Origin of the sequence: Pseudomonas sp. MIACH, assembly GCF_001269925.1 — a bacterium.
Lineage (GTDB): Bacteria > Pseudomonadota > Gammaproteobacteria > Pseudomonadales > Pseudomonadaceae > Aquipseudomonas.
The window spans coordinates 105,252-127,152 of record NZ_LHVO01000046.1; the positions used below are offsets into that span (position 1 = coordinate 105,252).

The following is a 21,901-nucleotide window of genomic DNA, read 5'->3' on the forward strand; positions in this document are numbered from 1 at the left end:
TGCCCGGCCCAAGGCGGGGCGACTGGACAACGGCAGGCAGGGCAAGGCGCGCAGTGCGCAGCAGGGTTCGATCAACTGGCCGGGCACCTTGCTCGGTGGCCGACCGCACTCCCGTGAAGAGCTGCGCTACCACCTGCGCAGCCGTTCGGCCCATGAGTTGTGGCTGGTGATCGTGGATGCGTCGGCCTCCACCCGGCGGCATCGTGCATTAACCGATGCGAAGGGCTTGCTCGCCCAGTTGTTTGACGATGCTTATCGACAGCGCGCGCGTATGGCATTGCTGACGGCCAGCGGGCAGGCGCCGAAGTGGCAGGTACAGGGGTTGAAAGCAGCGAAAGGCCTGGCGGGCTGGCTGGATCAACTGGGTGCGGGCGGTGGTACGCCGTTGCTGGCGGCGCTGACCGAGGCGGCGAATTGGCTGGTGGCGCGACGCAAGCGGTATCCGGCTGAGCAGCGGCGCGTGCTGGTGATCACGGATGGGCGGCTGAAGGACATCGCCGGGTTGCCGTTATTGGCGTGTGCGGGGTTGCTGGTGGATATCGAGCGCGGGCCGATCAGGCTGGGGCGGGCCCAGGAGTTGGCGGCGGGGTTGCAGTTGGATTATCGGCATATCGATAAGTTGTAGTGGCGGTACCACCGTCATCGGGGGCAAGCCCCCTCCCACACTCGACTGCATTCCAAAGGGCGTACTCGGTCAAATGTGGGAGGGGGCTTGCCCCCGATGAGGCCCTCACATACACCACACACTCTATCAGCCAGCCCCCGGCACATTCGGCCAAAGATCCGCTACCAGAAACAACCGCTCGGCTTCCTCCCAATCCTCGCCGTTCTGCACCATGCGCACGAGCAACTGCGCGGGCGCCATCGGATCAAGGTCTGCCAGCCAGGCCTGCATCTGTTCTTCACTCCACACTTCATCCGCCGGGTAGTGCGCCGGCGCCAGCCACGCGTGGCGGGGCAGCGGTTGCCAGCGGCCAGGTGCACTGGCGCTGACAAAGTCCCGCCAGTCACGCTGATGCAACCAGCGCCCACGCAAATGCTGCGGATGGGCGCCGTGGGGCGATTCGGCCAGTCCAGGCCAGGGATAGAGCAAGTACCCGCCGAGCCACAGGTGCGCATCAAACTGCTGGATATCCAGCGCCGCCAGCACCTCACGGCTCTCCGCGCGCGCCGAAATCGGCAATTGATGCTGGGCCAGGTGCGCCAGCTTGCGGTCCAGCCGATCGTGGCAGCCTGGGCCCAGCCACTGCGCGGTGTCTTGGCCGTTGCCGTCCTGCGGGCCCAGGTAGAGTTTGATCGCCAATTCCAGGTGGTGCACGCCCTCGCGGTCGCGCAGCAGCATGTCCAGCTCGCCCAGGGTGTGCCCGGCGCGGCGGATCGGCAGGTTGGCGGCGAGCAACTCCACCCCCGGCGCGTGCTGCACGGCGAACTGCCACAGGCGCTCGTAGTACAAGCCCAGGCGCCGCGTGCGTGACAGGCTCAACCAATGCTGCAAGGCGCGGCTGTCCTGGTCGAGTGCGCGTAGCCAGTGTTCCAGGCGCTCGGGCGCCTGTACCCAATCACTGCCGGCCAGCGGGTGGCGCTGTGGCCAGGGCGTCTGCGCGAGCATCGGCGGGGCAAGCATTACCCACGCCAGGTCGCGCACCTCAGGGTGGCGCAGCTGGCGGGGCAGGTTGTGCAAATCCGGGAACACAGTCATGGTCCGAGCATAGCCTTTTAACCGTTGCGCAGGTGGCTGAGAACCGTTGTCATCAAGGCTTCACGGCGACAAAGGATTTTGCCTGAGGCGGCCTTTCGCCCATAATCGTTTCTTTTTTGCCACACCCCCAATCCCGCAGGAGCCCCATGGAGCACTTTCGCAATATCGGCATTATCGGTCGCCTGGGCAGTACCCAGGTGTTGGACACCGTCCGCCGGCTGAAAAAATTCCTGCTGGAACGCCACCTGCATGTGATCCTCGAAGACACCATCGCCGAAATCCTCCCCGGCCACGGCCTGCAAACCTCCTCGCGCAAGATGCTCGGCGAAGTCTGCGACATGGTCATCGTGGTCGGCGGCGACGGTAGCCTGCTCGGCGCGGCCCGGGCCCTGGCAAGGCATAACGTGCCGGTGCTGGGCATCAACCGTGGCAGCCTGGGTTTTCTCACCGATATCCGCCCGGATGAGCTGGAAGTCGAAGTGGCCAAGGTGCTCGACGGCCATTACCTGGTGGAAAACCGCTTCCTGCTGCAGGCCGAAGTGCGCCGCCACGGCGAAGCCATCGGCCAGGGCGATGCGCTCAATGACGTGGTGCTGCACCCAGGCAAGTCCACGCGGATGATCGAATTCGAGCTGTATATCGACGGCCAGTTCGTGTGCAGCCAGAAGGCCGACGGCCTGATCGTCGCGACGCCGACCGGCTCCACCGCCTATGCGCTGTCGGCCGGTGGCCCGATCATGCATCCCAAGCTCGATGCCATTGTGATCGTGCCGATGTACCCCCATATGTTGTCCAGCCGGCCGATTGTGGTCGATGGCAACAGTGAGCTGAAAATCGTGGTGTCCAAAGACATGCAGATCTACCCGCAAGTCTCCTGCGACGGGCAGAACCATTTCACCTGCGCCCCCGGTGACACCATCACCGTGAGCAAAAAGGCCCAGAAGTTGCGGTTGATCCACCCGCTGGATCACAACTACTACGAAGTGTGCCGTACCAAGTTGGGCTGGGGCAGCCGCTTGGGGGGTGGAGGCGACTGATGCTCGATCCCGCGCGTAGCTACGACCTGATTGGTGACGTGCACGGTTGCGCTCATACCCTTGAGCACTTGCTCGACCAGTTGGGCTACCACAAGCAGGCCGGCACCTGGCGCCATCCCTCGCGCATGGCGGTGTTCCTCGGCGATATCATCGACCGTGGCCCGCGCATTCGCGAGGCGCTGCATATCGTCCACGACATGGCCGAGGCCGGCCAGGCGCTGTGCATCATGGGCAACCACGAGTTCAACGCCCTGGGCTGGGCCACGCCGGCACCACCGGGCAGTGGCAAGCAGTTCGTGCGTGAGCACACTCCACGGCATGAGCGGCTGATCCACGAAACCCTGACCCAGTTCGAGCAGCACCCGGCTGACTGGCACGACTTCCTCGGCTGGTTCTACGACATGCCGCTGTTTGTCGACGCCGGGCGTTTCCGCGTGGTGCATGCGTGCTGGGACGATGGGTTTATCCAGCCGCTGCGCGCGACGTTCCCGGATGGCTGTATCGACCAGCACTTTCTGCAGGCCGCCGCCGTGCCCGGCAGTTTTGCCTGTAACGCCTTCGATCGCCTGTTGCGCGGCACCGATATGCGCTTGCCAGACGGCTTGACGCTGACCGGTGGCGATGGCCTGACGCGTTCGTTCTTCCGCACCAAGTTCTGGGAAGACGATCCGAAAACCTACGGCGACATCGTGTTCCAGCCCGACGCCTTGCCGGAGCCGGTGGCGCGCACGCCATTGTCGCCCCATGAAAAAAATTCCCTGCTGCGCTACGGCGCCGATGAACCGTTGCTGTTCGTCGGCCATTACTGGCGCAGTGGCAAACCGGCGCCGATCCGCCCGAACCTGGCGTGCCTGGACTACAGCGCGGTGCTCTACGGCAAGCTGGTGGCGTACCGCCTGGACCAGGAAACCCAATTGGATCCGCGTAAATTCGTATGGGTCGACGTTGAGCGGCCCGAGGTGATTGTATGAGTACCGTGCCCGTATTGCGCTTGCCTTTGAGCGTCGACCTGGGCGGTTTCGTGAAACTGCTGCAACGCATGCAAGTGCCCCATCGCGTCAGCGAAGAAGCCGGCGAGCAGGTGCTGTGGGTGCCCGAGACCATCAGCGATGACGTGCGCGTGCTGTACCAGCGCTTTCCCGCCGGTGACCCGGACCAGCAACTGGATATTCCCGAACAGGCGCCGGTCACACGTCCGGGCTTTGTCCAGCAAGTGCGCCATAGCCCGGTAACGGCGCTGGTGCTGCTGGCAAGCATCATTGTCGGCGCCGTGACCTTGCTCGGTGAAAACCTGCAAGCCATGAGCTGGCTGACCTTCCTGCCGTTTCGCGTGATGGGCGAGTACATCCAGTTCACGCCGTTCGCCGAGATGTTGGGCTCGGGCCAGTGGTGGCGGCTGTTCACGCCGATGCTGATCCACTTCGGCATCCTGCACCTGGCCATGAATGGCATGTGGTACTGGGAGCTGGGCCGGCGTATTGAAATGCGCCAGGGCAGTATCAACCTGCTGGGCCTGACCCTGTTGTTCAGCCTGGTCTCCAACTACGCGCAATATGCGTACGGTGGCCCCGGCCTGTTCGGTGGCTTGTCCGGCGTGCTGTATGGCCTGCTCGGGCATTGCTGGATCTTTCAACTGCTCTCGCCCAACCCGGCCTATCGCTTGCCCCGTGGGGTGCTGGTGATGATGCTGGTGTGGCTGGTGTTGTGCCTGTCGGGGCTGGTGTCGATGATCGGTTTCGGCGAAATCGCCAACGCTGCCCACGTCGGTGGCCTGGCCATCGGTTGCCTCACAGGTTTGCTGGGCGGGCTCTACAGCCGCCGCAAGTCTTCTATTTGATAAGGAAGAGCCAATGTCCTCTTTTGCTGAAATGATCGAAAACATCACCCCGGACATCTACGAGAGCCTCAAGCTCGCCGTGGAAATCGGCAAGTGGTCCGATGGCCGCAAGCTCAGCGCCGAGCAGCGTGAATTGTCCCTGCAAGCCATGATCGCCTGGGAGATCCAGAACCTGCCGGAAGACCAGCGCACCGGTTACATGGGCCCGCAGGAGTGTCAGTCGAAGTCGACCACCGTGCCGAATATCCTGTTCAAGTCGGATGCGATCCATTGATTGAAATTGGTCGCGGTGCAGTCAGCAAAATGTCGGCGCAACTCGGTGAGCCGACCGTTCAATACGCGTTTCGCCTAGGCGATACCGAGGTGCCGGTCAACCCGTTGATCGGCACCCATGTGCGCCTCGAATACCTCGGGGCCATCCATTGCAGCCATTGCGGCCGCAAGACCAAGACCAGCTTCAGCCAGGGTTATTGCTACCCGTGCATGACCAAGCTGGCCCAGTGTGACTTGTGCATCATGAGCCCCGAGCGTTGCCATTACGACGCGGGCACCTGCCGTGATCCAGGCTGGGGCGAGAAATTCTGCATGACCGACCATGTGGTGTACCTGGCCAATTCGTCGGGCATCAAGGTCGGTATTACCCGTGCCACCCAATTGCCCACGCGTTGGCTGGACCAGGGCGCCAGCCAGGCGCTGCCGATCATGCGCGTGGCTACGCGCCAGCAGTCCGGGTTTGTCGAGGATGTGTTGCGCAGCCAGGTCGCGGACAAGACCAATTGGCGTGCGTTGCTCAAGGGCGACGCGGCGGCGGTGGACCTCAAGCAAGTGCGCGACGAGTTGTTCGCCTCCTGCGCCGATGGCCTGCTGCAATTGCAGGAACGCTTCGGCCTGCAAGCCATCCAACCGGTAACCGACCTCGAACCGTTGGAAATCCGCTACCCGGTGGAGCAGTATCCGGCCAAGATCGTCAGCTTCAACCTGGACAAAAACCCGATTGCCGAAGGCACGCTGCTGGGGATCAAGGGCCAATACCTGATCTTCGACACCGGCGTTATCAATATTCGTAAGTACACGGCCTACCAGCTCGCCGTGCATCAGTAAAAAGGATGCCACCCATGCGCACCGAACAACCGAAGATGATTTACCTGAAGGACTATCAGGCGCCGGACTACCTGATCGAAGAGACGCACCTGACCTTCGAGTTGTTCGAGGACCACAGCCTGGTCCACGCGCAGCTGGTGATGCGCCGTAACCCCGAGCGTGGCGCCGGCCTGCCACCGCTGGTACTCGACGGCCAGCAGTTGGAGTTGCTGAGCGTCAACCTCGGCGACCAGGAACTGGGCGAGGCTGACTACCAGTTGACGGACAGCCACCTGACCCTGCATCCGAGCAGCGAGACCTTCACGGTCGATACCAGCGTGCGCATCCACCCGGAAACCAACACCGCCCTGGAAGGCCTGTACAAATCCGGCAGCATGTTCTGCACCCAGTGCGAGGCCGAAGGCTTCCGCAAGATCACCTATTACCTCGACCGCCCGGACGTGATGAGCACCTTCACCACCACCGTGATCGCCGAGCAACACCGCTATCCGGTGCTGCTGTCCAACGGCAACCCGATTGCCAGCGGTCCGGGTGAAGACGGTCGCCACTGGGCAACCTGGGAAGACCCGTTCAAGAAACCCGCCTACCTGTTTGCGTTGGTGGCCGGTGACTTGTGGTGTGTCGAAGACAGCTTCACCACCATGACCCAGCGTGAAGTGGCGCTGCGCATCTACGTCGAGCCGGAAAATATCGACAAGTGCCAGCACGCCATGACCAGCCTGAAAAAATCCATGCGTTGGGACGAAGAAACCTACGGCCGCGAGTACGACCTCGACATCTTCATGATCGTCGCGGTCAACGATTTCAACATGGGCGCGATGGAGAACAAGGGCCTCAATATCTTCAATTCCAGCGCCGTGCTGGCCCGCGCCGAAACCGCCACCGACGCCGCACACCAGCGGGTCGAGGCGATCGTCGCCCACGAATACTTCCACAATTGGTCGGGCAACCGTGTGACCTGCCGCGACTGGTTCCAGCTGTCGCTCAAAGAAGGCTTCACCGTGTTCCGGGATTCGGGTTTCTCCGCTGACATGAACTCCGCCACGGTCAAGCGCATCCAGGACGTGGCTTACCTGCGTACCCACCAGTTTGCCGAAGACGCCGGCCCCATGGCCCATGCCGTGCGCCCGGACAGTTTTATCGAGATCTCCAACTTCTACACCTTGACCGTGTACGAAAAGGGCTCGGAAGTGGTCGGCATGATCCATACCTTGCTCGGCGCCGAAGGCTTCCGTAAAGGCAGCGACCTGTACTTCGAACGCCATGACGGCCAGGCCGTGACCTGCGACGACTTTATCAAGGCCATGGAAGACGCCAATGGCGCCGACCTCAGCCAGTTCAAGCGCTGGTACAGCCAGGCCGGTACGCCACGCCTGGCGGTGAGCGAGTCCTACGACGCTGCGGCCAAGACCTACAGCCTGACCTTCCGCCAGAGCTGCCCGGAAACCCCGGACAAAGTAGAAAAGCTGCCGTTCGTGATCCCAGTCGAGCTGGGCCTGCTGGACGGGCAGGGCGCGGGCATTGCCTTGCGCCTCGCCGGCGAAGCCACGGCGGGCGGCACGTCCCGCGTGATCTCGGTGACCGAAGCCGAGCAAACCTTCACTTTCGTCGACATCGCCGAACAACCATTGCCGTCGCTGCTGCGCGGCTTCTCGGCGCCGGTGAAACTGAGCTTCCCGTACAACCGCGATCAGCTGATGTTCCTGATGCAGCATGACAGCGACGGCTTCAACCGCTGGGATGCCGGCCAGCAGCTGTCGGTGCAGGTGCTGCAGGAACTGATCGGTCAGCATCAGCAGGGCAAGGCGTTGCAGATGGATCAGCGCCTGATCACGGCATTGCGCAGTGTGTTGAGCGACGAAAGCCTGGACCAGGCCATGGTCGCCGAAATGCTGTCGTTGCCGGGCGAAGCCTACCTGACGGAAATCAGTGACGTGGCGGATGTGGATGCCATCCACGCCGCGCGTGAGTTTGCGCGCAAGCAACTGGCTGACAACCTGCATGAACCGCTGTGGTTGCGTTACCAGGCCAATCGCGAGCTGTCCAAGCAGACGCCTTATGTCGCCGCCGCCGAGCACTTCGCCCGTCGTGCCTTGCAGAACATCGCGCTGTCGTACCTGATGCTCAGCGGCAAGCCCGAAGTGCTGGCGGCGACGCTTGAGCAGTTCGATACCAGCGACAACATGACCGAGCGCCTTACCGCGCTGGCGGTGCTGGTCAATTCGCCGTTCGACGCGGAGAAGGCCCAGGCGCTGGCGGTGTTTGCCGAGAACTTCAAGGACAACCCCTTGGTCATGGACCAGTGGTTCAGCGTGCAGGCCGGCAGCACACTGCCGGGCGGGCTGGCACGGGTCAAGGCGTTGATGGAGCACCCGGCGTTCACTCTCAAGAACCCAAACAAGGTGCGTGCACTGATCGGCGCGTTTGCCGGGCAGAACCTGATCAACTTCCATGCGGCGGATGGTTCGGGTTATCGCTTCCTGGCGGACCTGGTGATTCAGTTGAATGCTTTCAACCCGCAGATCGCTTCGCGCCAGTTGGCGCCACTGACCCGCTGGCGTAAATACGACAGCGCGCGCCAGGCGTTGATGAAGGCCGAGCTGGAGCGCATTCGTGGGTCTGGCGAGTTGTCCAGCGATGTGTTCGAGGTGGTGAGCAAGAGTCTTGCTTAAATAAACCGCTTCGGTAAAAAAACGGCCTGTTCAGGCCGTTTTTTTTGCCTCGGAGCTTCGTTCAAGGAGCGCTTTTTTGCTGCTGACGTTTCCTGGCAGAAGGCTCTGCTAAGCTGCGGCACTTTTCCTTATTCGGTGGGATCAACGTGTCGCGCACCACTCGTTTACTGACGTTGTTGCAGGCCCTGCGGGGCAAGAAACGCCCGGTGACCGCCGCGGTGCTGGCGGCGCAGTTGGAGGTGTCCGAGCGTACGCTGTACCGCGACATCGCCGAGTTGACGGCCCTCGGGGCGCCGATTTTTGGCGAGGCCGGGGTTGGGTACGTGTTGCGCAGCGGCCTGTTTCTGCCGCCCTTGATGCTCAACGCCGAAGAAATCGAAGCGATCGTGCTGGGTTTGCGTTATGTGGACCAGCGCGGCGATGACGTGCTCAGTCGTGCCGCTGCCAACGCCTTGGCGAAAATTGCCGATGTGCTCGACCCGGCGGCCCAGGAAGCCTTGCGCAACCCGACATTGCTGCCCGGCCCACCAGGGTTTGGCTACCCGGAAAACCGCGTACCGCTGGATGTATTTCGCGAAGCCATTCGTCATCAGGGCAAGTTGCACATCGACTACGCGGACGCCAGCCAGACCCAGAGTCGACGCCTGATCTGGCCCCTGGCCCTGGGGTTTCTCAATGAGGTGCGGGTGATCGTGGCCTGGTGTGAGCTACGCGGCGCGTATCGCACCTTTCGCACCGACCGCGTGGCGAGTGCCGAGGCCCTTGGCGAACGTTATCCGGGGCGGCGCAGCGACTGGCTGCGGGCCTGGCGCAAGCTGATGGAACAGCATGAAAGCGGGCCGTTCACTCCTGACAAAAACTGACACAACCCTGGCTTAGCATGGCGCCACAACCACCTGAAAAGGAGCTTTGCCATGTCCCAGCCTGAATTGGCCCCAGCCATTGCGGCCTATATCGCAGCGACCAATGCCCGTGACACCTCGATGATCGCCCAGTGTTTTGCTGACGATGCCAATGTGTTCGATGAAGGCCAGCACCAGGTGGGCAGCGCCGCCATTGCCCGCTGGATGGAAGACACCGGACGCCGTTACCAGCCGCGTGTCGAAGTGCTCAAGGTGCAGCACCGAACCGGCAAGGTGCTGGTCAGCAATGTGGTTTCGGGCAACTTTCCCGGCAGCCCGTTGGAGTTGCGCTACACCTTCCGCCTTGATGAACAGGGCAAGATTTCACGGCTGGATATTTCTCTGTAGGTCATAATCGCGGGCATGACTTTCGACTCGCCCCTCGCTGCCTATCAACACGCCATCGCCCAGCAGGGCTTCGTCGCCGACGACGCCCAGCGCCGGGCGGTGGACGCCTTGCAAGCGTGTCATCAGGCCTTGCATCAAGGCCGTTCTCCCATTACCGGGGTTTACCTGTGGGGGCCGGTGGGCCGGGGCAAGACCTGGCTGATGGACCAGTTCTACCAAAGCCTGCGCGTGCCCGCGCGGCGTCAGCATTTTCATCACTTCATGGGCTGGGTGCATCAGCGCCTGTTCCAGCTCACTGGCACCCATGACCCGTTGCAGGCCCTGGCGCGGGAACTGAGCCGGGAGGTGCGGGTGCTGTGTTTCGACGAGCTATTCGTCAGCGACATCGGTGACGCGATCATCCTGGGGCGGCTGTTCCAAGTGATGTTCGAGGAAGGCGTGGTGATGGTCTGTACCTCCAACCAGCGGCCCGATCAGTTGTATGCCGATGGTTTCAACCGTGAACGCTTTTTACCGGCAATTGCTTCGATCAAGCAGCATATGCAGGTGGTGGCGGTGGATGGGGGCGAGGACCATCGCCTGCATCCAGGTGTCGGCATGCAGCGGTATTGGGTGAATCAGCCCGAAGCACTGGCCACCGTGTTTGCGCAGTTGGCCGGAGGGGAGCGGGTGAGCAACGGGGCGGTGATGGTCGGCCATCGTTCCATCATGGCGGTGCAGTCCAGCGCCAGTGTGTTCTGGTGTCGCTATGCCGACCTGTGCGAGCAGCCGTTGGCGGCGATGGATTTCATGCTGCTGTGTGATCGCTTCAAGGTCATCCTGTTGGGCCAGGTTCCCGAGTTGAGTGCGCAACAGCGCCCTGGCCGGATTGCCCGTGGCACCGAGGATGGCGCTGAGCGTGTACTGGCGGGTGATCGCGAGCTGCCACAGTTGTCAGTGCACGACGACAGCGTGCGCCGGTTTATCGCCCTGGTGGATGAGTGCTACGACCGCAAGGTGCCGTTGTTCATCGAAGCCCGGGTGCCATTGGAACGTCTCTACACCCAGGGTTACCTGGAGTTTGCGTTTCGACGGACCCTGAGCCGCCTGCAAGAGATGCAGTTGCAGCGTTTTGGCTGAAGCCTGTAGGAAAAAAAACCGAAATGGGCTTATGAGGTTTTTTCACGCGCATAAGATTCGTACTTCGGTCGGGTATTTGTCGTTAATCTCCTTCATCTGCTGCCGACACCACGTTTACAATCGTGCCCCTCAGAGGGAGTCGACTCCCTTGTTGTCGCGATTGAGGAAGGCAATGGAAACCCCAGATATCCTGGTGCTGCAAGCCAGCTACACCAACCCCGTACACGCCGAAGCCATTGGCCGCGTGCTTAACCATTACGCTGAAGACCCGATGGGCGGCGGCCATAGCCTGTCCGCCGATCTGCTGGAGCAACTGCCGGCAGAGCTGGCCAAGCGCCCGCATGCCTTCAGTGTGCTGGCGTTTGTCGGTGGCGAGCCGGCGGGTCTGGTGAATTGCTTTGAGGGGTTCTCAACCTTTGCCTGCCGACCCTTGGTGAACATTCACGACGTGGCGGTGATGAATGCGTTTCGCGGCTTGGGCCTGAGTCAGAAAATGCTGCTGAAGGTCGAGGAGATTGCCCGTCAGCGTGGTTGCTGCAAGATCACCCTGGAGGTGCTTGAGGGCAATGCCGTCGCCCAGTCGGCGTATCGAAAGTTTGGTTTTGATGATGCTAAGTTTGATCCGGCCCATGGGCGCATGTTGTTCTGGAGCAAACCACTTTAATAAATAAATGGCGAAAAAAAGGGCGCCATTAGATGGCGCCCAATAAACCTTTGCCAAAGGAGCGGAATGGCCCAGGGTGTTGCGGATTAACTAAAGATTAAATTAACTCTTGGGTTGTTCCTGTTTGTCAGTGTTGGTTTTCGAGGTGTTGCCGTCGGTGGACGCTGTTTGTTCAGTCGTGCCGTGAGTCGTCTGCTGCATGAAGGTGAAGTTGTTGTAGAACTCCTTCGAACGCTCTGAACCGCCTTCTGCAAAGGCGGCGGCGGAGCTCAGGGTCATCAGGCTGGCAAGCATCAAAGTCGAAAGTTTCATCGGCGCAGTCTCATTAAGTGTGATCGGTTATCCGCTCTGTCCTTGATCAGATTCATGGCGCGATTCTGGGGCGAACTTATTAAGTGGGAATTAACGCGGGAAACGTCCGAAGTTAACGATCTCGTTAACTTCGGGGGGCCGGCTTTAAAGCTTCCAGTCCAAGGCCAGCGTGATGGAACGCGGGTCGCCCCAATACACACCGTTATAAAAGCCGACGCGCTCGTAATATTTTTTATCAAATAGATTGTTAACGTTAAGCGACGCCGAAAGATGTTCGTCGAATTGATAGCGGGACATCAGGTTGACCACGGTGTAGGCCTGCTGGGTGATCTTCGCCCGCGTGGTGATCAGACTGCCGTTGGTATTTCGCTGGCCCGTCGGCCGATTGCTGAAATCATAGAAATCGCTCTGCCAGTTCACCGCACCGCCGAGGGTGAGGTTGCGCCACGCGCCTGGTAGGCGGTAGGCACTGGAGACTTTCAGCAGGTTCAGTGGCTGCCCGGTGTTGTTGCGTTTGTCCGAGCCGTTGACCGAATGGGTGTAGGTGTAGCCGGCCGTCAGGTTCCAATCGGGCATGACTTCCCCGGCAGCCTCCAGTTCGAAGCCGTTGACCTTGTTACCTTTGCCGCCGGACTTGTAGTACTCCTCGCCGGTGATCGGGTTTGGCGCTACCGAGTCGTCCCGCTCGGCGACGTTGTCCTGGGTACTCCAGAAATACGCCGCCGCCAGGTTCAAGCGTTCGCCCAGCACGCTCCCTTTAAGGCCGACCTCATAGTTGCTGCCCACCACGGGCTCAAGGTATTTCTTGCTGGCATCCTTGAGGCTTTGCGGCTTGAAGATGTCGGTGTAGCTCGCGTAGACGGTGTACTCCGGCGTCAGGTCGTAGAGCAGGCCGGCGTAGGGCGTCCACATATCATTGTGGGTCTGGCTGGTTTTGCCGGCATCGGTCAGTTGGTCGTTGGCATTGTATTTCGGCACCGCGCTTTTCAGTTCCCAACTGCCATAGCGGCTGCCCAGCACCGCATGCAAGCGCTCGGTGAGGCTCAGGCGCGTGGCCAGGTAGCCGGCTTTTTGTTGCTTGCTGCTGTGTTCGCCCTTGAGGTCGGTGACGGTGTCGCCGAACTTGGCGATCCCGCCCATGTATTTCCAGTCTTCGATGGTGTAATAGCCGGCGGGTATGTTGCTGCGCATCACGGGGGAGACGTCCCGCTGCGTGGCCTCGCCATAGCCCATCATCAGCGCATGTTCGCGGCCCAGCAGCGCATAGCTGCCGGCCACATTGAGGTCGATCGCCTCCATTCTCGATGTGCCGCGCATATGGCTCGCCCAGGCATTCATGCCACTGCGGTCATCGTTGGGGAAGCCGGCGCCGCCGTAGTAGACCTTGCCATCCGTGTCGCTCTGGCGATGGGTGTAGGCGGCTTTTACATGCCAATCGCCGCCCAATCGATGATCGAGGGTCGCGAAGGTGGTTTTGTCCGTCAGGGGCCAGGAACTCCAGTGCGCCGCCATATTGGTGGAGCGCGACAGCCCGGCCTTGCCGCCCTGGCTGTTCCAGTACGGCACGGTGCCCCATGAGGTGCCCTGGACCTGCTTGTTCTGGTAATCGAAACCTACGGCCAGCACGGTATCGTCCGATAGGTCGCCTTCGAGAATGCCGTAGCCAACTGCGCGCTGCAGCCCATAGTTGTCGCGAAAGGATTGGCTGTCACGGTAGGCCAGCACCGTGCGCCCGCGCAGCTTGCCGTCGAACGCCAGCGGGCCGCCCACATCCACGTAGCTGTAGTAGTTGTCATGGCTGCCGGCGCTTACACCGGTTTTCGCCTGCCATTGGGCGGTGGGGCGCTTGCGGACCATATTGATCGTGGCCGAAGGATCGCCGGCGCCAGTGGTCAGGCCCGTGGCCCCGCGCACCACTTCGATGTGGTCGTAGATGATGGTGTCGGCATCGGACTTCATGTAGCCAAAGGTATTGAGCATCCCGTCAATCTGGTAATTGGTGATGCCATAGCCACGGGAGGAATAGGACACGCGGTCGGAATCGTTATGCTGGACGTTGATCCCCGTGGTCTGGCGCAGCACGTCGGTCAATGTATTGAGATTGAAGTCATCCATCTGCTGGCGAGTGATCACCGAGATCGATTGCGGGGTTTCCTTGACCGACAGGTTCAGGCGGGTGGCGGTGCTCATCGAGCCTGTGGTGTAGGCACCGGTGTGTTCGGTGGTGGCACCCAGGCCTTCGGCGGAGATGTTGGTCGCGCCGAGTTCGAGCGGAGTGTGTTCGGGGTCGGTTTCAGCCAGCAGGTCCGGGCTTAATGCGGCACTGCACAGGCCGAGTGTGAGGGTCATGGAGCGGGTAAAAGGCGCGAGCATCGCGGAAGACTCCTTGTCGTCTTTGCGGCCACCCCGGAAAGGGAAGGCCTTGGCTCAAAGACGAAAGGAGGGGAGGAACTTTAGGGTTAAACGAGAATGATTGTTATCTTTCTGTTACACGCCCTATTTTTCCTGAAGGACCACATCGGTCGGATTAACCTTCTTCGGCTTGATCAGGCTGAAGTCGATCAAGGCCTTTTGTGGACGCATGTAGGGGTTGCCGATCATCAGCGGGCGCGGCGTGAAGCTGTCGCTCACGATGCTTTTGCTGCGGTCCAGCTCATTGAAACTCAGCCCGGCCAGGTCGGCCCAGGTGTGAATCAACTGCGAGCTGCTGTAGGGACGTTGCAAGTCGCCGGCAAACTTCCAGTCGTGGGTTTCGCGCCATTTCGGTGAGGCGTAGGCCATGAACGGAATGGTGTACATCGGCGCAGTCGGCTTGCCTTCGTTACGTCCCAGGGTCGCGTGGCCCGCGGAGTCGAATACGTCTTCGCCGTGGTCCGACAGGTACAGCAGGAAGCCGTTGGGATCGGTCTTGGCGTAGTCCTTGATCAGGCTCGACACCACGAAATCGTTGTACAGCACGGCATTGTCGTAGCTGTTGTAGACGGGCAACTGATCGTCGCTGATTCCGGCCGGCACGCCCTGGCGATCGGTGAATTTATCGAAGGTCGGTGGGTAGCGGTACTGGTAGCTCATGTGGGTCCCGAGCAGGTGCACCACGATGAACTTGCGCTCGGCCGGATCGGCCAGGGCCTTGGAAAATGGCTCCAGCACATCGCCGTCGTATTGGCGGGCGTTCTGGTTGCGGTTGTTGTTCAGGTACACCTGCTCGTCGGCCTGTTCGGAAAAGGTCGTGAGCATGGTGTTGCGCTTGGTCATGGTCTGTTGGTTGGTGATCCAGTAGGTCTTGTAGCCGGCCTGTTTCATCACGCTGACGATCGACGGCGTCTTCAGGTACAGGTCCGGGTTCTCCTCATCGGCGAAGGTCAGTACCTGTTGCAGCGCTTCGATGGTGTAGGGGCGCGGGGTGATGACGTTGTCGAACACCGCCAGTTGGTCGCGCAGCTTGTCCAGCTCTGGCGTGGTGTTGCGCGGGTAACCGTAAAGGCTCATGCGCTGGCGGTTGGTGGACTCACCGATGACCAGCACCAGGGTCGAAGGCTGGCCGGCCATGGTGTCCTTGAGGTTGGTCAAGGGCGGGATCTGGCTGGCGCTGTCGAGCATGCCTTGCATGTTGTCCAACTGTTCGGTGTAGCGGCGGTAGGCAACGATCATCTGCCAGGGCACGGCCGGTTCGATGCGCGATTCGAAGCGGTCGATGGCGTCGTCCATGGTGTCACTGCGGGCAATCTGCTTGACCAGCGGGTAGCCGATGATGGCCACGAGGATCGCCGTCGCCGCCACCAGCGCCTGGCCACGGGGCAAATACACCGGGCGTACACGGGTCCAGAGGAAAATCGCCACGGCAGTGTGGGCAATAAACGCCAGCACGATCCACCAGGCGAAGTATTGGGTGGCGTACTCACCGGCTTCGGAAATGTTCGACTCGAACATGATGAAAATGACGCTTTGGGAAAACTCCTGCTGGTAGATGAAGAAGTAACCCAGGCTGGCCATGGAACAGGCCCACAGCACCACGCCAATCAGGGCCGCGAGCAGGCGCGTACGACGGGGGAATACCAGCAGCGGAGCGAGCCATATCGCACTCATGAAGAAGGCTTGGCGAAAACCACTGAAGCCAGAAGTGCCGCTGAGTTGGATCAGCAGTTGGGTAATGCCGGAGAAATACCAGAAAAACAGGAACAACCAGCCAAGACCGGCCCAATCAAAGCCTTTCGCAGACTTGGTGCTGCGTTCGAACATCGCCATCCAGCGCTCCAACCCGGTAATTTGTCAGTTGACGCGCAGGACTGCGCGCAACAGAGGCCACCCTTGCATGGGGCGGCCCTTGAGGGCGGGAGTATCGGGAAGGGCATGTGAAAACTTTGTGAGATTTATGTAGCTGTTATCTTACAAAGTGATGACGGGCTCAGCAGAGCGCGGGCTGTGCACCGGAAGGCTGATCAAGCTGGGCTTGAATGATATGAGCACGCAGGCGCATGACTTCCTGCTGCAGCTGTTCGCGTTCGTCTTTCAACTGGCGCAACTCATCACGACGGATAGTGACGTAGAGGGTCTGTGGAGGACGGGTCATCTGTGCTGTGCTCATTGCTTACCTCGCAAATAGCCGGTGTGTCGCGGTGTGCCAGAACGCTTGAGTCGAGGTTCTCGGCAACAGTCGGAAGCAATTCTGAATTCTTTTTCACTTCAATGGAACTTTTTTATTTTTGGTGGTCGTGTGACTTTCGGTGCCGTGATGGTGAAACGATGGCAACTTTTTCCCATGAAACTACACGGATCTGCCCTGGACTAACCCTCATTAGCCTCATTGCGCTATAAACTATGTCACACATTTATTTAGTAGTTGGGAGCATCAGCACATGCAACTGGGGATTATCGGACTAGGCCGCATGGGCGGGAATATTGCACGGCGCCTGATGCTCAATGGGCATTCCACCGTTGTTTACGACCGTAACGAAGCATTTGTCAAAGGTTTGAGCGAAGAGGGCGCCACCGGCGTTGCCGACCTGAAGGCCCTGGTGGCCGGGCTGCAGAAACCGCGGGCCGTCTGGGTGATGTTGCCGGCAGGCGACCCCACCGAAAACACCATCAATGAACTCAGTGAGCTGCTGGAAGACGGTGACGTGATCATCGACGGCGGCAACACCAACTATAAGGATGACGTTCGTCGCGCCAAGGCACTGGCGCAAAAGGGCCTGCATTATGTCGACGTCGGCACCTCCGGCGGCGTCTGGGGCCTGGAACGTGGCTATTGCATGATGATCGGCGGCGACACCGAGACCGTGCAACGCCTCGACCCGATCTTCGCTGCCCTGGCCCCGGGCCTGGGTAATATTCCGCGCACCAAGGACCGCTCCGCCAGCGCTGATCCACGCGCCGAGCACGGTTACATCCACGCCGGCCCAGCGGGCTCCGGGCATTTCGTCAAGATGATCCATAACGGCATCGAGTACGGGATGATGCAGGCGTTTGCCGAAGGGTTTGACATCCTCAAGACCAAGAACTCGGAAAACCTGCCCGAAGACCAGCGCTTCGACCTCAACGTTGCCGATATCGCCGAAGTCTGGCGCCGTGGCAGCGTGGTCTCGTCCTGGTTGCTGGACCTGACGGCCGACGCCCTGGCCACCGATCCTAAGCTGGACGGTTACTCCGGTTCCGTGGCCGACAGTGGCGAAGGCCGCTGGACCATCGAAGCCGCCATGGAACAAGCCGTTCCGGTGCCGGTACTGTCCACTTCGTTGTTCGCGCGGTTCCGCTCGCGCCAGCAGAGCACCTACGGTGACAAGATGCTGTCTGCCATGCGCTTTGGCTTTGGCGGCCACGTGGAGACTTCCAAAAAATGACCGCCAACGGCAAGAAACTCAAGGCCGAACCTGCTCCACCCACCACCCTGTTTCTGTTTGGCGCCCATGGCGACCTGGTCAAGCGCCTGCTGATGCCGGCGCTGTACAACCTCAGTCGTGACGGGCTGCTGGGCGATGGCTTGCGCATTGTTGGCGTTGATCACAACGCCATCAGCGATGCCGACTTCGCCAAGAAGCTTGAAGACTTTATTCGCACCGAAGCGGCCAGCAAGGTCAAAGGCAGTGGCGATAACGCCTTGGACCCGGCCTTGTGGGCACAGTTGGCCAAGGGCATCAGCTACGTCGAGGGCGATTTCCTCGACGACGGCACCTACGCGGATATCGGTAAGAAAATTGCCGACAGCGGCACCGGCAACGCGGTGTTCTACCTGGCCACCGCACCGCGCTTCTTCAGCGAAGTGGTGCAGCGCCTGGGCAGTGCCGGCCTGTTGACGGAAACCGAGGACAGTTTCCGCCGCGTGGTGATCGAGAAGCCGTTTGGTTCCGACCTGGCCACCGCCGAAGCGCTGAACGCCAGCCTGCTCAAGGTGATGAGCGAAAAGCAGATCTATCGCATCGACCATTACCTGGGCAAAGAGACGGTGCAGAACATTCTGATCAGCCGTTTCTCCAACGTGCTGTTCGAAGCGTTCTGGAACAACCACTACATCGACCACGTGCAAATCACCGCCGCCGAAACCGTCGGCGTGGAGACGCGCGGTAATTTCTTTGAAAAAACCGGTACCCTGCGCGACATGGTGCCCAACCACCTGTTCCAACTGCTGGCGATGGTGGCAATGGAGCCACCGGCAGCCTTTGGTGCCGACGCGGTGCGGGGTGAGAAAGCCAAGGTGATCGGTGCGGTACGCCCGTGGTCCCTGGAAGACGCACGCGCCAACTCGGTACGTGGGCAATACACCGCGGGTGAAATCGCCGGTAAGCCACTGCCCGGCTACCGCGAAGAAGCCAACGTCGCTCCCGACAGCAGCACCGAGACCTTCGTCGCCCTCAAGGTGATGATCGATAACTGGCGCTGGGTCGGCGTGCCGTTCTACCTGCGCACCGGCAAGCGCATGAGTGTGCGCGACACCGAGATCGTGATCTGCTTCAAGCCGGCGCCCTATGCGCAGTTCCGGGACACTGAGGTGGATGAACTCAAGCCCACCTACCTGAAAATCCAGATCCAGCCCAATGAAGGCATGTGGTTCGACCTGCTGGCGAAAAAGCCCGGGCCGACCCTCGATATGGCCAATATCCAGTTGGGCTTTGCCTACAAGGACTTCTTCGAAATGCAGCCGTCGACCGGGTACGAAACCCTGATCTACGACTGCATGACTGGCGATCAGACCTTGTTTCAACGTGCCGACAATATCGAGAACGGCTGGCGTGCAGTGCAACCGTTCCTCGATGCGTGGAAGGAAGACGATGGGATCCAGACCTACAAGGCCGGTGAAGATGGGCCAGCAGCGGCCGATGTGCTGCTGGCGCGCGATGGCCGCACCTGGCACTCGCTCGGATGAGTGATGCAGCGATTCATCCCATCCGTTTTATCCTCAGCGACGTGGACGGCACCTTGCTGCACCCGGATCACAGCCTGAGCCAGCGCACCGCCGATGCAGTGAGCGCACTGCGTGAGGCCGGGGTGGTTTTCAGCCTGGCCAGTGGGCGGCCGCCCAAGGCCATGCTGCATCTGATCGAGACATTCGGGATCGATGTGCCAGTGGCGGGCTTCAACGGTGGCACCTTGATCAACCCGGATGGCAGCATCCTGGTTGCCCACCACCTGCCGGCGGAGGCGGCGCTGGTGACTTTGGCGCTGTTCTCGGCTGAGCCGGATGTGGAAGTGTGGGTGTTTGCCGACGGTGACTGGCTGCGCCGTGACCCGCCAGGGCCGGTGGAACCACGCGAAGCCCATGGCCTGGGGTATGGGCCGGTGGTGGTGGAGAGTTTTGAGCCCTATCTGGATCGTATCGACAAGATCGTCGCGGCGAGCAATAACGCCCCATTGCTGGTGGCGTTGGAAGCGCAATTGCAGCCCAAGGTCCAGGGCTTGGCCCAGGTATCGCGTTCGCAGCCGATTTATCTGGATGTGACGGCGATGTTGGCCAATAAGGGCGAGGCGTTGAAGACGCTGGCAGCGCACCTTGGGGTGCCGCTGGAGCAGACGGCGGCCATCGGAGATGGCGGCAATGACCCGGCGATGTTTCAGGTGGCCGGGTTGTCGATTGCCATGGGGCAGGCGGAAGAAGCCGTCAAGCGCCAGGCCAGCGTGGTCACCGGCAGCAATGTCGAGGATGGCGCTGCTGAGGCCATCGAGCGGTTTATTCTCACGGCGCGATAAACGTCTTGAGTTTGATTGCGCAACTTGCGATCACTGTTTTGCAGTGATCGCAAGTTAACCGCCACTTACTTCGGCATGGCCCAGGACTGCAACTGGTAGCCATCTTTGTCGAGCTCGGCGCGGGCTTGCAACAGCAAGTCTTCCAATTGCGCCGGGTCGCTATAGGTATTCGACGACAGTTGTTTGCTGCCGATACGGGTATTGGTGCGGTCAATGACACTCAGGCTCAGGGCGCCGTTGCCATCGTGCCAGGCCACGCATTGAAAGGGCTGGAAAGCACGGTCTGCGATCAAAAGAGCTTCGTTGATGCGGAGCGGGGCGTTCATGTGGGTCTCTCTCTAAATGCCCATTCAAGTGAGTACCGGCGGTTGGGCTGACCGTGCGGCGGGTTACTTGTACTGATGCGCGAAGACGGGGTACGGGTCACATGTTAGAGCAACAAATTTTAACTTTTCCTGATTAGCATCATGTAAGCGGCTGTTTTGAAAGCTGAATGAAGGTTTTGCGTTAACGCAACTTTTAGCCGCTGAACAGACGGCATGGCTTTTTGCCCGCACTTATAGCGAAACGGTACAAGCGCGGCGTCAATATCTTGATAGTGTTGGTAGTAGCTTTCACAAACTATTGTTTCTAAATAACTTTAATAATTTTGACGCCAAGGATCAGTCATGGGTGTGCCCCTCGTCCAACGTCGTTTGCTCGTGGTTGACCCCTGTGACGACTGTCACGGATTGCTGCCCGGTTTGCGCACGGCGGGGTGGGATGTGGACAGCTGCACGCTGGAATCGGTGGGGGAGCGCTCCTGCGATGTCGGCCTGTTGCGCCTGCAGCCCTATCACCTGGAGCGGCCCGAAGCCGTCAAGGAGTTGATCAGCCGCAGCGGCACCGAGTGGATCGCCGTACTCAGTCAGGATGTGCTGCGCCTGCAGAATGTCGGTGACTTTGTCTGCGAATGGTTTTTCGACTTCCATACCTTGCCATTCGACGTGGCGCGGGTGCAGGTGACCCTGGGCCGCGCGTTTGGCATGGCGCGCCTGCGCGGCAAGGGCCACACCCCGGTAGATGAGGGGCATGAGCTGCTGGGTGACAGCCGACCCATTCGCGAGCTGCGCAAATTATTGTCGAAGCTGGCGCCCACAGAGTCCCCCGTATTAATCCGTGGCGACAGCGGGACCGGTAAGGAGTTGGTCGCCAAGACCCTGCACCGCCAATCCCAACGCCATGCCAAGCCCTTTGTCGCGATCAACTGCGGCGCCATTCCCGAGCACCTGATCCAATCCGAGCTGTTCGGCCATGAGAAGGGCGCGTTTACCGGTGCCCATCAGCGCAAGATCGGGCGCATCGAAGCGGCGCATGGCGGCACCCTGTTCCTCGATGAGATCGGCGATTTGCCCATGGAGCTGCAAGCCAACCTACTGCGGTTTCTCCAGGAAAAGCAGGTCGAACGTGTCGGCGGCAGCCAGCCCATCCCGGTCGATGTGCGGGTGCTGGCGGCCACGCACGTCGACCTTGAGGCGGCCGTTGCCAAGGGCACTTTCCGTGAAGACCTCTACTACCGGCTCAATGTGTTGCAGGTGGTCACCGCGCCGTTGCGCGATCGCCATGGTGATGTGGCAATGCTGGCCAACCATTTTTCGCGCTTCTACAGCCAGGAAACCGGGCGCCGCCCCCGCAGTTTCAGCGAAGATGCCTTGGTCGCCATGGGGCAACACCCTTGGCCGGGCAATGTGCGCGAGCTGGCCAACCGCGTACGCCGTGGCCTGGTGCTTGCCGAAGGACGGCAGATCGAAGCCGTTGATCTGGGATTGGAGGGCGAACAGGCAGTTTCGTCACCCATGGCTACACTGGAAGACTATAAGCACCGTGCCGAACGCCAGGCGCTGTGCGATGTGCTCAACCGGCACAGCGACAACCTGAGCGTCGCGGCCCGCGTACTGGGAATTTCCCGGCCGACATTTTACCGGTTGCTGCACAAACACCAGATCCGCTAGGGCGGGTAAACCGAAAAGCCCCGCAACGACCCTTATCG

At 60.7% G+C, this 21,901-nt stretch carries 21 protein-coding genes; 15 read left to right on the plus strand and 6 right to left on the minus strand.

Annotation, left to right across the window (positions count from 1 at the left end):
• Positions 1-22: 22 nt before the first annotated feature.
• A complete protein-coding gene (locus tag AD670_RS17595) occupies positions 23-625 on the plus strand; it encodes a VWA domain-containing protein (protein ID WP_053135344.1) in 603 nt (200 codons plus the stop codon).
• A 126-nt stretch (positions 626-751) separates the two neighbouring features.
• Here the strand turns inward: AD670_RS17595 and AD670_RS17600 are convergent, their stop codons facing one another.
• The gene (locus tag AD670_RS17600; RefSeq protein ID WP_053135007.1) at positions 752-1,699 is read right to left on the minus strand and encodes a DUF1853 family protein; all 948 of its coding nucleotides are present in this window, start codon (positions 1,697-1,699) and stop codon (positions 752-754) included.
• Between the two features lie 146 nt (positions 1,700-1,845).
• On the opposite strand from AD670_RS17600, the gene AD670_RS17605 reads away from it, so the two are divergent.
• The 10 genes from AD670_RS17605 to AD670_RS17650 all read left to right on the plus strand — a co-directional run bounded on the left by AD670_RS17605 (position 1,846) and on the right by AD670_RS17650 (position 11,379).
• On the plus strand, positions 1,846-2,736 hold the full coding sequence (locus AD670_RS17605; RefSeq protein ID WP_003190745.1) for an NAD(+) kinase: 891 nt from the start codon (positions 1,846-1,848) through the stop codon (positions 2,734-2,736).
• On the plus strand, positions 2,733-3,707 hold the full coding sequence (locus AD670_RS17610; RefSeq protein WP_371263186.1) for a metallophosphoesterase: 975 nt from the start codon (positions 2,733-2,735) through the stop codon (positions 3,705-3,707). Before AD670_RS17605 ends, AD670_RS17610 begins: the two co-directional genes overlap by 4 nt.
• Positions 3,704-4,573, plus strand: a complete 870-nt coding sequence (locus AD670_RS17615; protein ID WP_053135013.1) for a rhomboid family intramembrane serine protease — start codon at positions 3,704-3,706, stop codon at positions 4,571-4,573. Before AD670_RS17610 ends, AD670_RS17615 begins: the two co-directional genes overlap by 4 nt.
• 13 nt (positions 4,574-4,586) lie before the next feature.
• Complete coding sequence (locus tag AD670_RS17620) at positions 4,587-4,847, plus strand: YeaC family protein (protein ID WP_017738604.1); 261 nt, start codon at positions 4,587-4,589, stop codon at positions 4,845-4,847.
• Positions 4,844-5,674, plus strand: a complete 831-nt coding sequence (locus tag AD670_RS17625; RefSeq protein WP_053135016.1) for a DUF2797 domain-containing protein — start codon at positions 4,844-4,846, stop codon at positions 5,672-5,674. The genes AD670_RS17620 and AD670_RS17625 overlap by 4 nt, the downstream gene beginning before the upstream one ends.
• 14 nt (positions 5,675-5,688) lie before the next feature.
• Entirely contained in the window at positions 5,689-8,346 is a 2,658-nt protein-coding gene (gene pepN / locus AD670_RS17630) for an aminopeptidase N (RefSeq protein WP_053135021.1), read from the plus strand.
• A 146-nt stretch (positions 8,347-8,492) separates the two neighbouring features.
• Complete coding sequence (locus AD670_RS17635) at positions 8,493-9,209, plus strand: YafY family protein (RefSeq protein WP_053135024.1); 717 nt, start codon at positions 8,493-8,495, stop codon at positions 9,207-9,209.
• A 51-nt stretch (positions 9,210-9,260) separates the two neighbouring features.
• Positions 9,261-9,596 (plus strand): nuclear transport factor 2 family protein, encoded by a 336-nt coding sequence (locus AD670_RS17640; protein WP_053135027.1) that lies wholly within the window; start codon positions 9,261-9,263, stop codon positions 9,594-9,596.
• Between the two features lie 15 nt (positions 9,597-9,611).
• Positions 9,612-10,715, plus strand: coding sequence for a cell division protein ZapE (zapE, locus tag AD670_RS17645; RefSeq protein WP_053135030.1), 1,104 nt, complete (start codon positions 9,612-9,614; stop codon positions 10,713-10,715).
• 172 nt (positions 10,716-10,887) lie between these two features.
• Entirely contained in the window at positions 10,888-11,379 is a 492-nt protein-coding gene (locus AD670_RS17650; RefSeq protein ID WP_053135032.1) for a GNAT family N-acetyltransferase, read from the plus strand.
• A 102-nt stretch (positions 11,380-11,481) separates the two neighbouring features.
• Here AD670_RS17650 and AD670_RS17655 read toward each other — a convergent pair whose 3' ends face one another.
• From AD670_RS17655 to AD670_RS31685, 4 genes are all read right to left on the minus strand, one after another.
• Positions 11,482-11,691 carry a hypothetical protein gene (locus tag AD670_RS17655; protein ID WP_053135035.1) on the minus strand — a complete coding sequence of 70 codons (210 nt, stop codon included), beginning with the start codon at positions 11,689-11,691 and terminating at the stop codon, positions 11,482-11,484.
• Between the two features lie 144 nt (positions 11,692-11,835).
• Complete coding sequence (locus tag AD670_RS17660) at positions 11,836-14,064, minus strand: TonB-dependent siderophore receptor (protein WP_053135038.1); 2,229 nt, start codon at positions 14,062-14,064, stop codon at positions 11,836-11,838.
• 123 nt (positions 14,065-14,187) lie between these two features.
• Positions 14,188-15,936 (minus strand): phosphoethanolamine transferase CptA, encoded by a 1,749-nt coding sequence (locus AD670_RS17665; protein WP_053135041.1) that lies wholly within the window; start codon positions 15,934-15,936, stop codon positions 14,188-14,190.
• Positions 15,937-16,096: 160 nt separating this feature from the next.
• On the minus strand, positions 16,097-16,276 hold the full coding sequence (locus tag AD670_RS31685; RefSeq protein ID WP_256243920.1) for a DUF6026 family protein: 180 nt from the start codon (positions 16,274-16,276) through the stop codon (positions 16,097-16,099).
• A gap of 226 nt (positions 16,277-16,502) precedes the next feature.
• Here AD670_RS31685 and gnd point away from each other — a divergent pair, with 226 nt between their 5' ends.
• Genes gnd through AD670_RS17680 form a run of 3 tightly spaced genes read left to right on the plus strand, consistent with a single transcriptional unit; the run spans position 16,503 to position 19,872 of the window.
• Positions 16,503-17,531: a phosphogluconate dehydrogenase (NAD(+)-dependent, decarboxylating) gene (gene gnd / locus AD670_RS17670; protein ID WP_256243922.1), complete on the plus strand. Its 1,029-nt coding sequence runs from the start codon at positions 16,503-16,505 to the stop codon at positions 17,529-17,531.
• On the plus strand, positions 17,528-19,051 hold the full coding sequence (gene zwf, locus AD670_RS17675) for a glucose-6-phosphate dehydrogenase (RefSeq protein WP_053135047.1): 1,524 nt from the start codon (positions 17,528-17,530) through the stop codon (positions 19,049-19,051). The genes gnd and zwf overlap by 4 nt, the downstream gene beginning before the upstream one ends.
• A complete protein-coding gene (locus AD670_RS17680) occupies positions 19,048-19,872 on the plus strand; it encodes a Cof-type HAD-IIB family hydrolase (protein ID WP_053135051.1) in 825 nt (274 codons plus the stop codon). The genes zwf and AD670_RS17680 overlap by 4 nt, the downstream gene beginning before the upstream one ends.
• 65 nt (positions 19,873-19,937) lie before the next feature.
• Here AD670_RS17680 and AD670_RS17685 read toward each other — a convergent pair whose 3' ends face one another.
• Positions 19,938-20,198 (minus strand): hypothetical protein, encoded by a 261-nt coding sequence (locus AD670_RS17685; RefSeq protein ID WP_032887053.1) that lies wholly within the window; start codon positions 20,196-20,198, stop codon positions 19,938-19,940.
• 342 nt (positions 20,199-20,540) lie between these two features.
• Between AD670_RS17685 and AD670_RS17690 the strand changes: the two genes are divergently transcribed.
• Positions 20,541-21,863, plus strand: a complete 1,323-nt coding sequence (locus tag AD670_RS17690; protein ID WP_053135054.1) for a sigma-54 dependent transcriptional regulator — start codon at positions 20,541-20,543, stop codon at positions 21,861-21,863.
• Positions 21,864-21,901 lie beyond the last annotated feature (38 nt).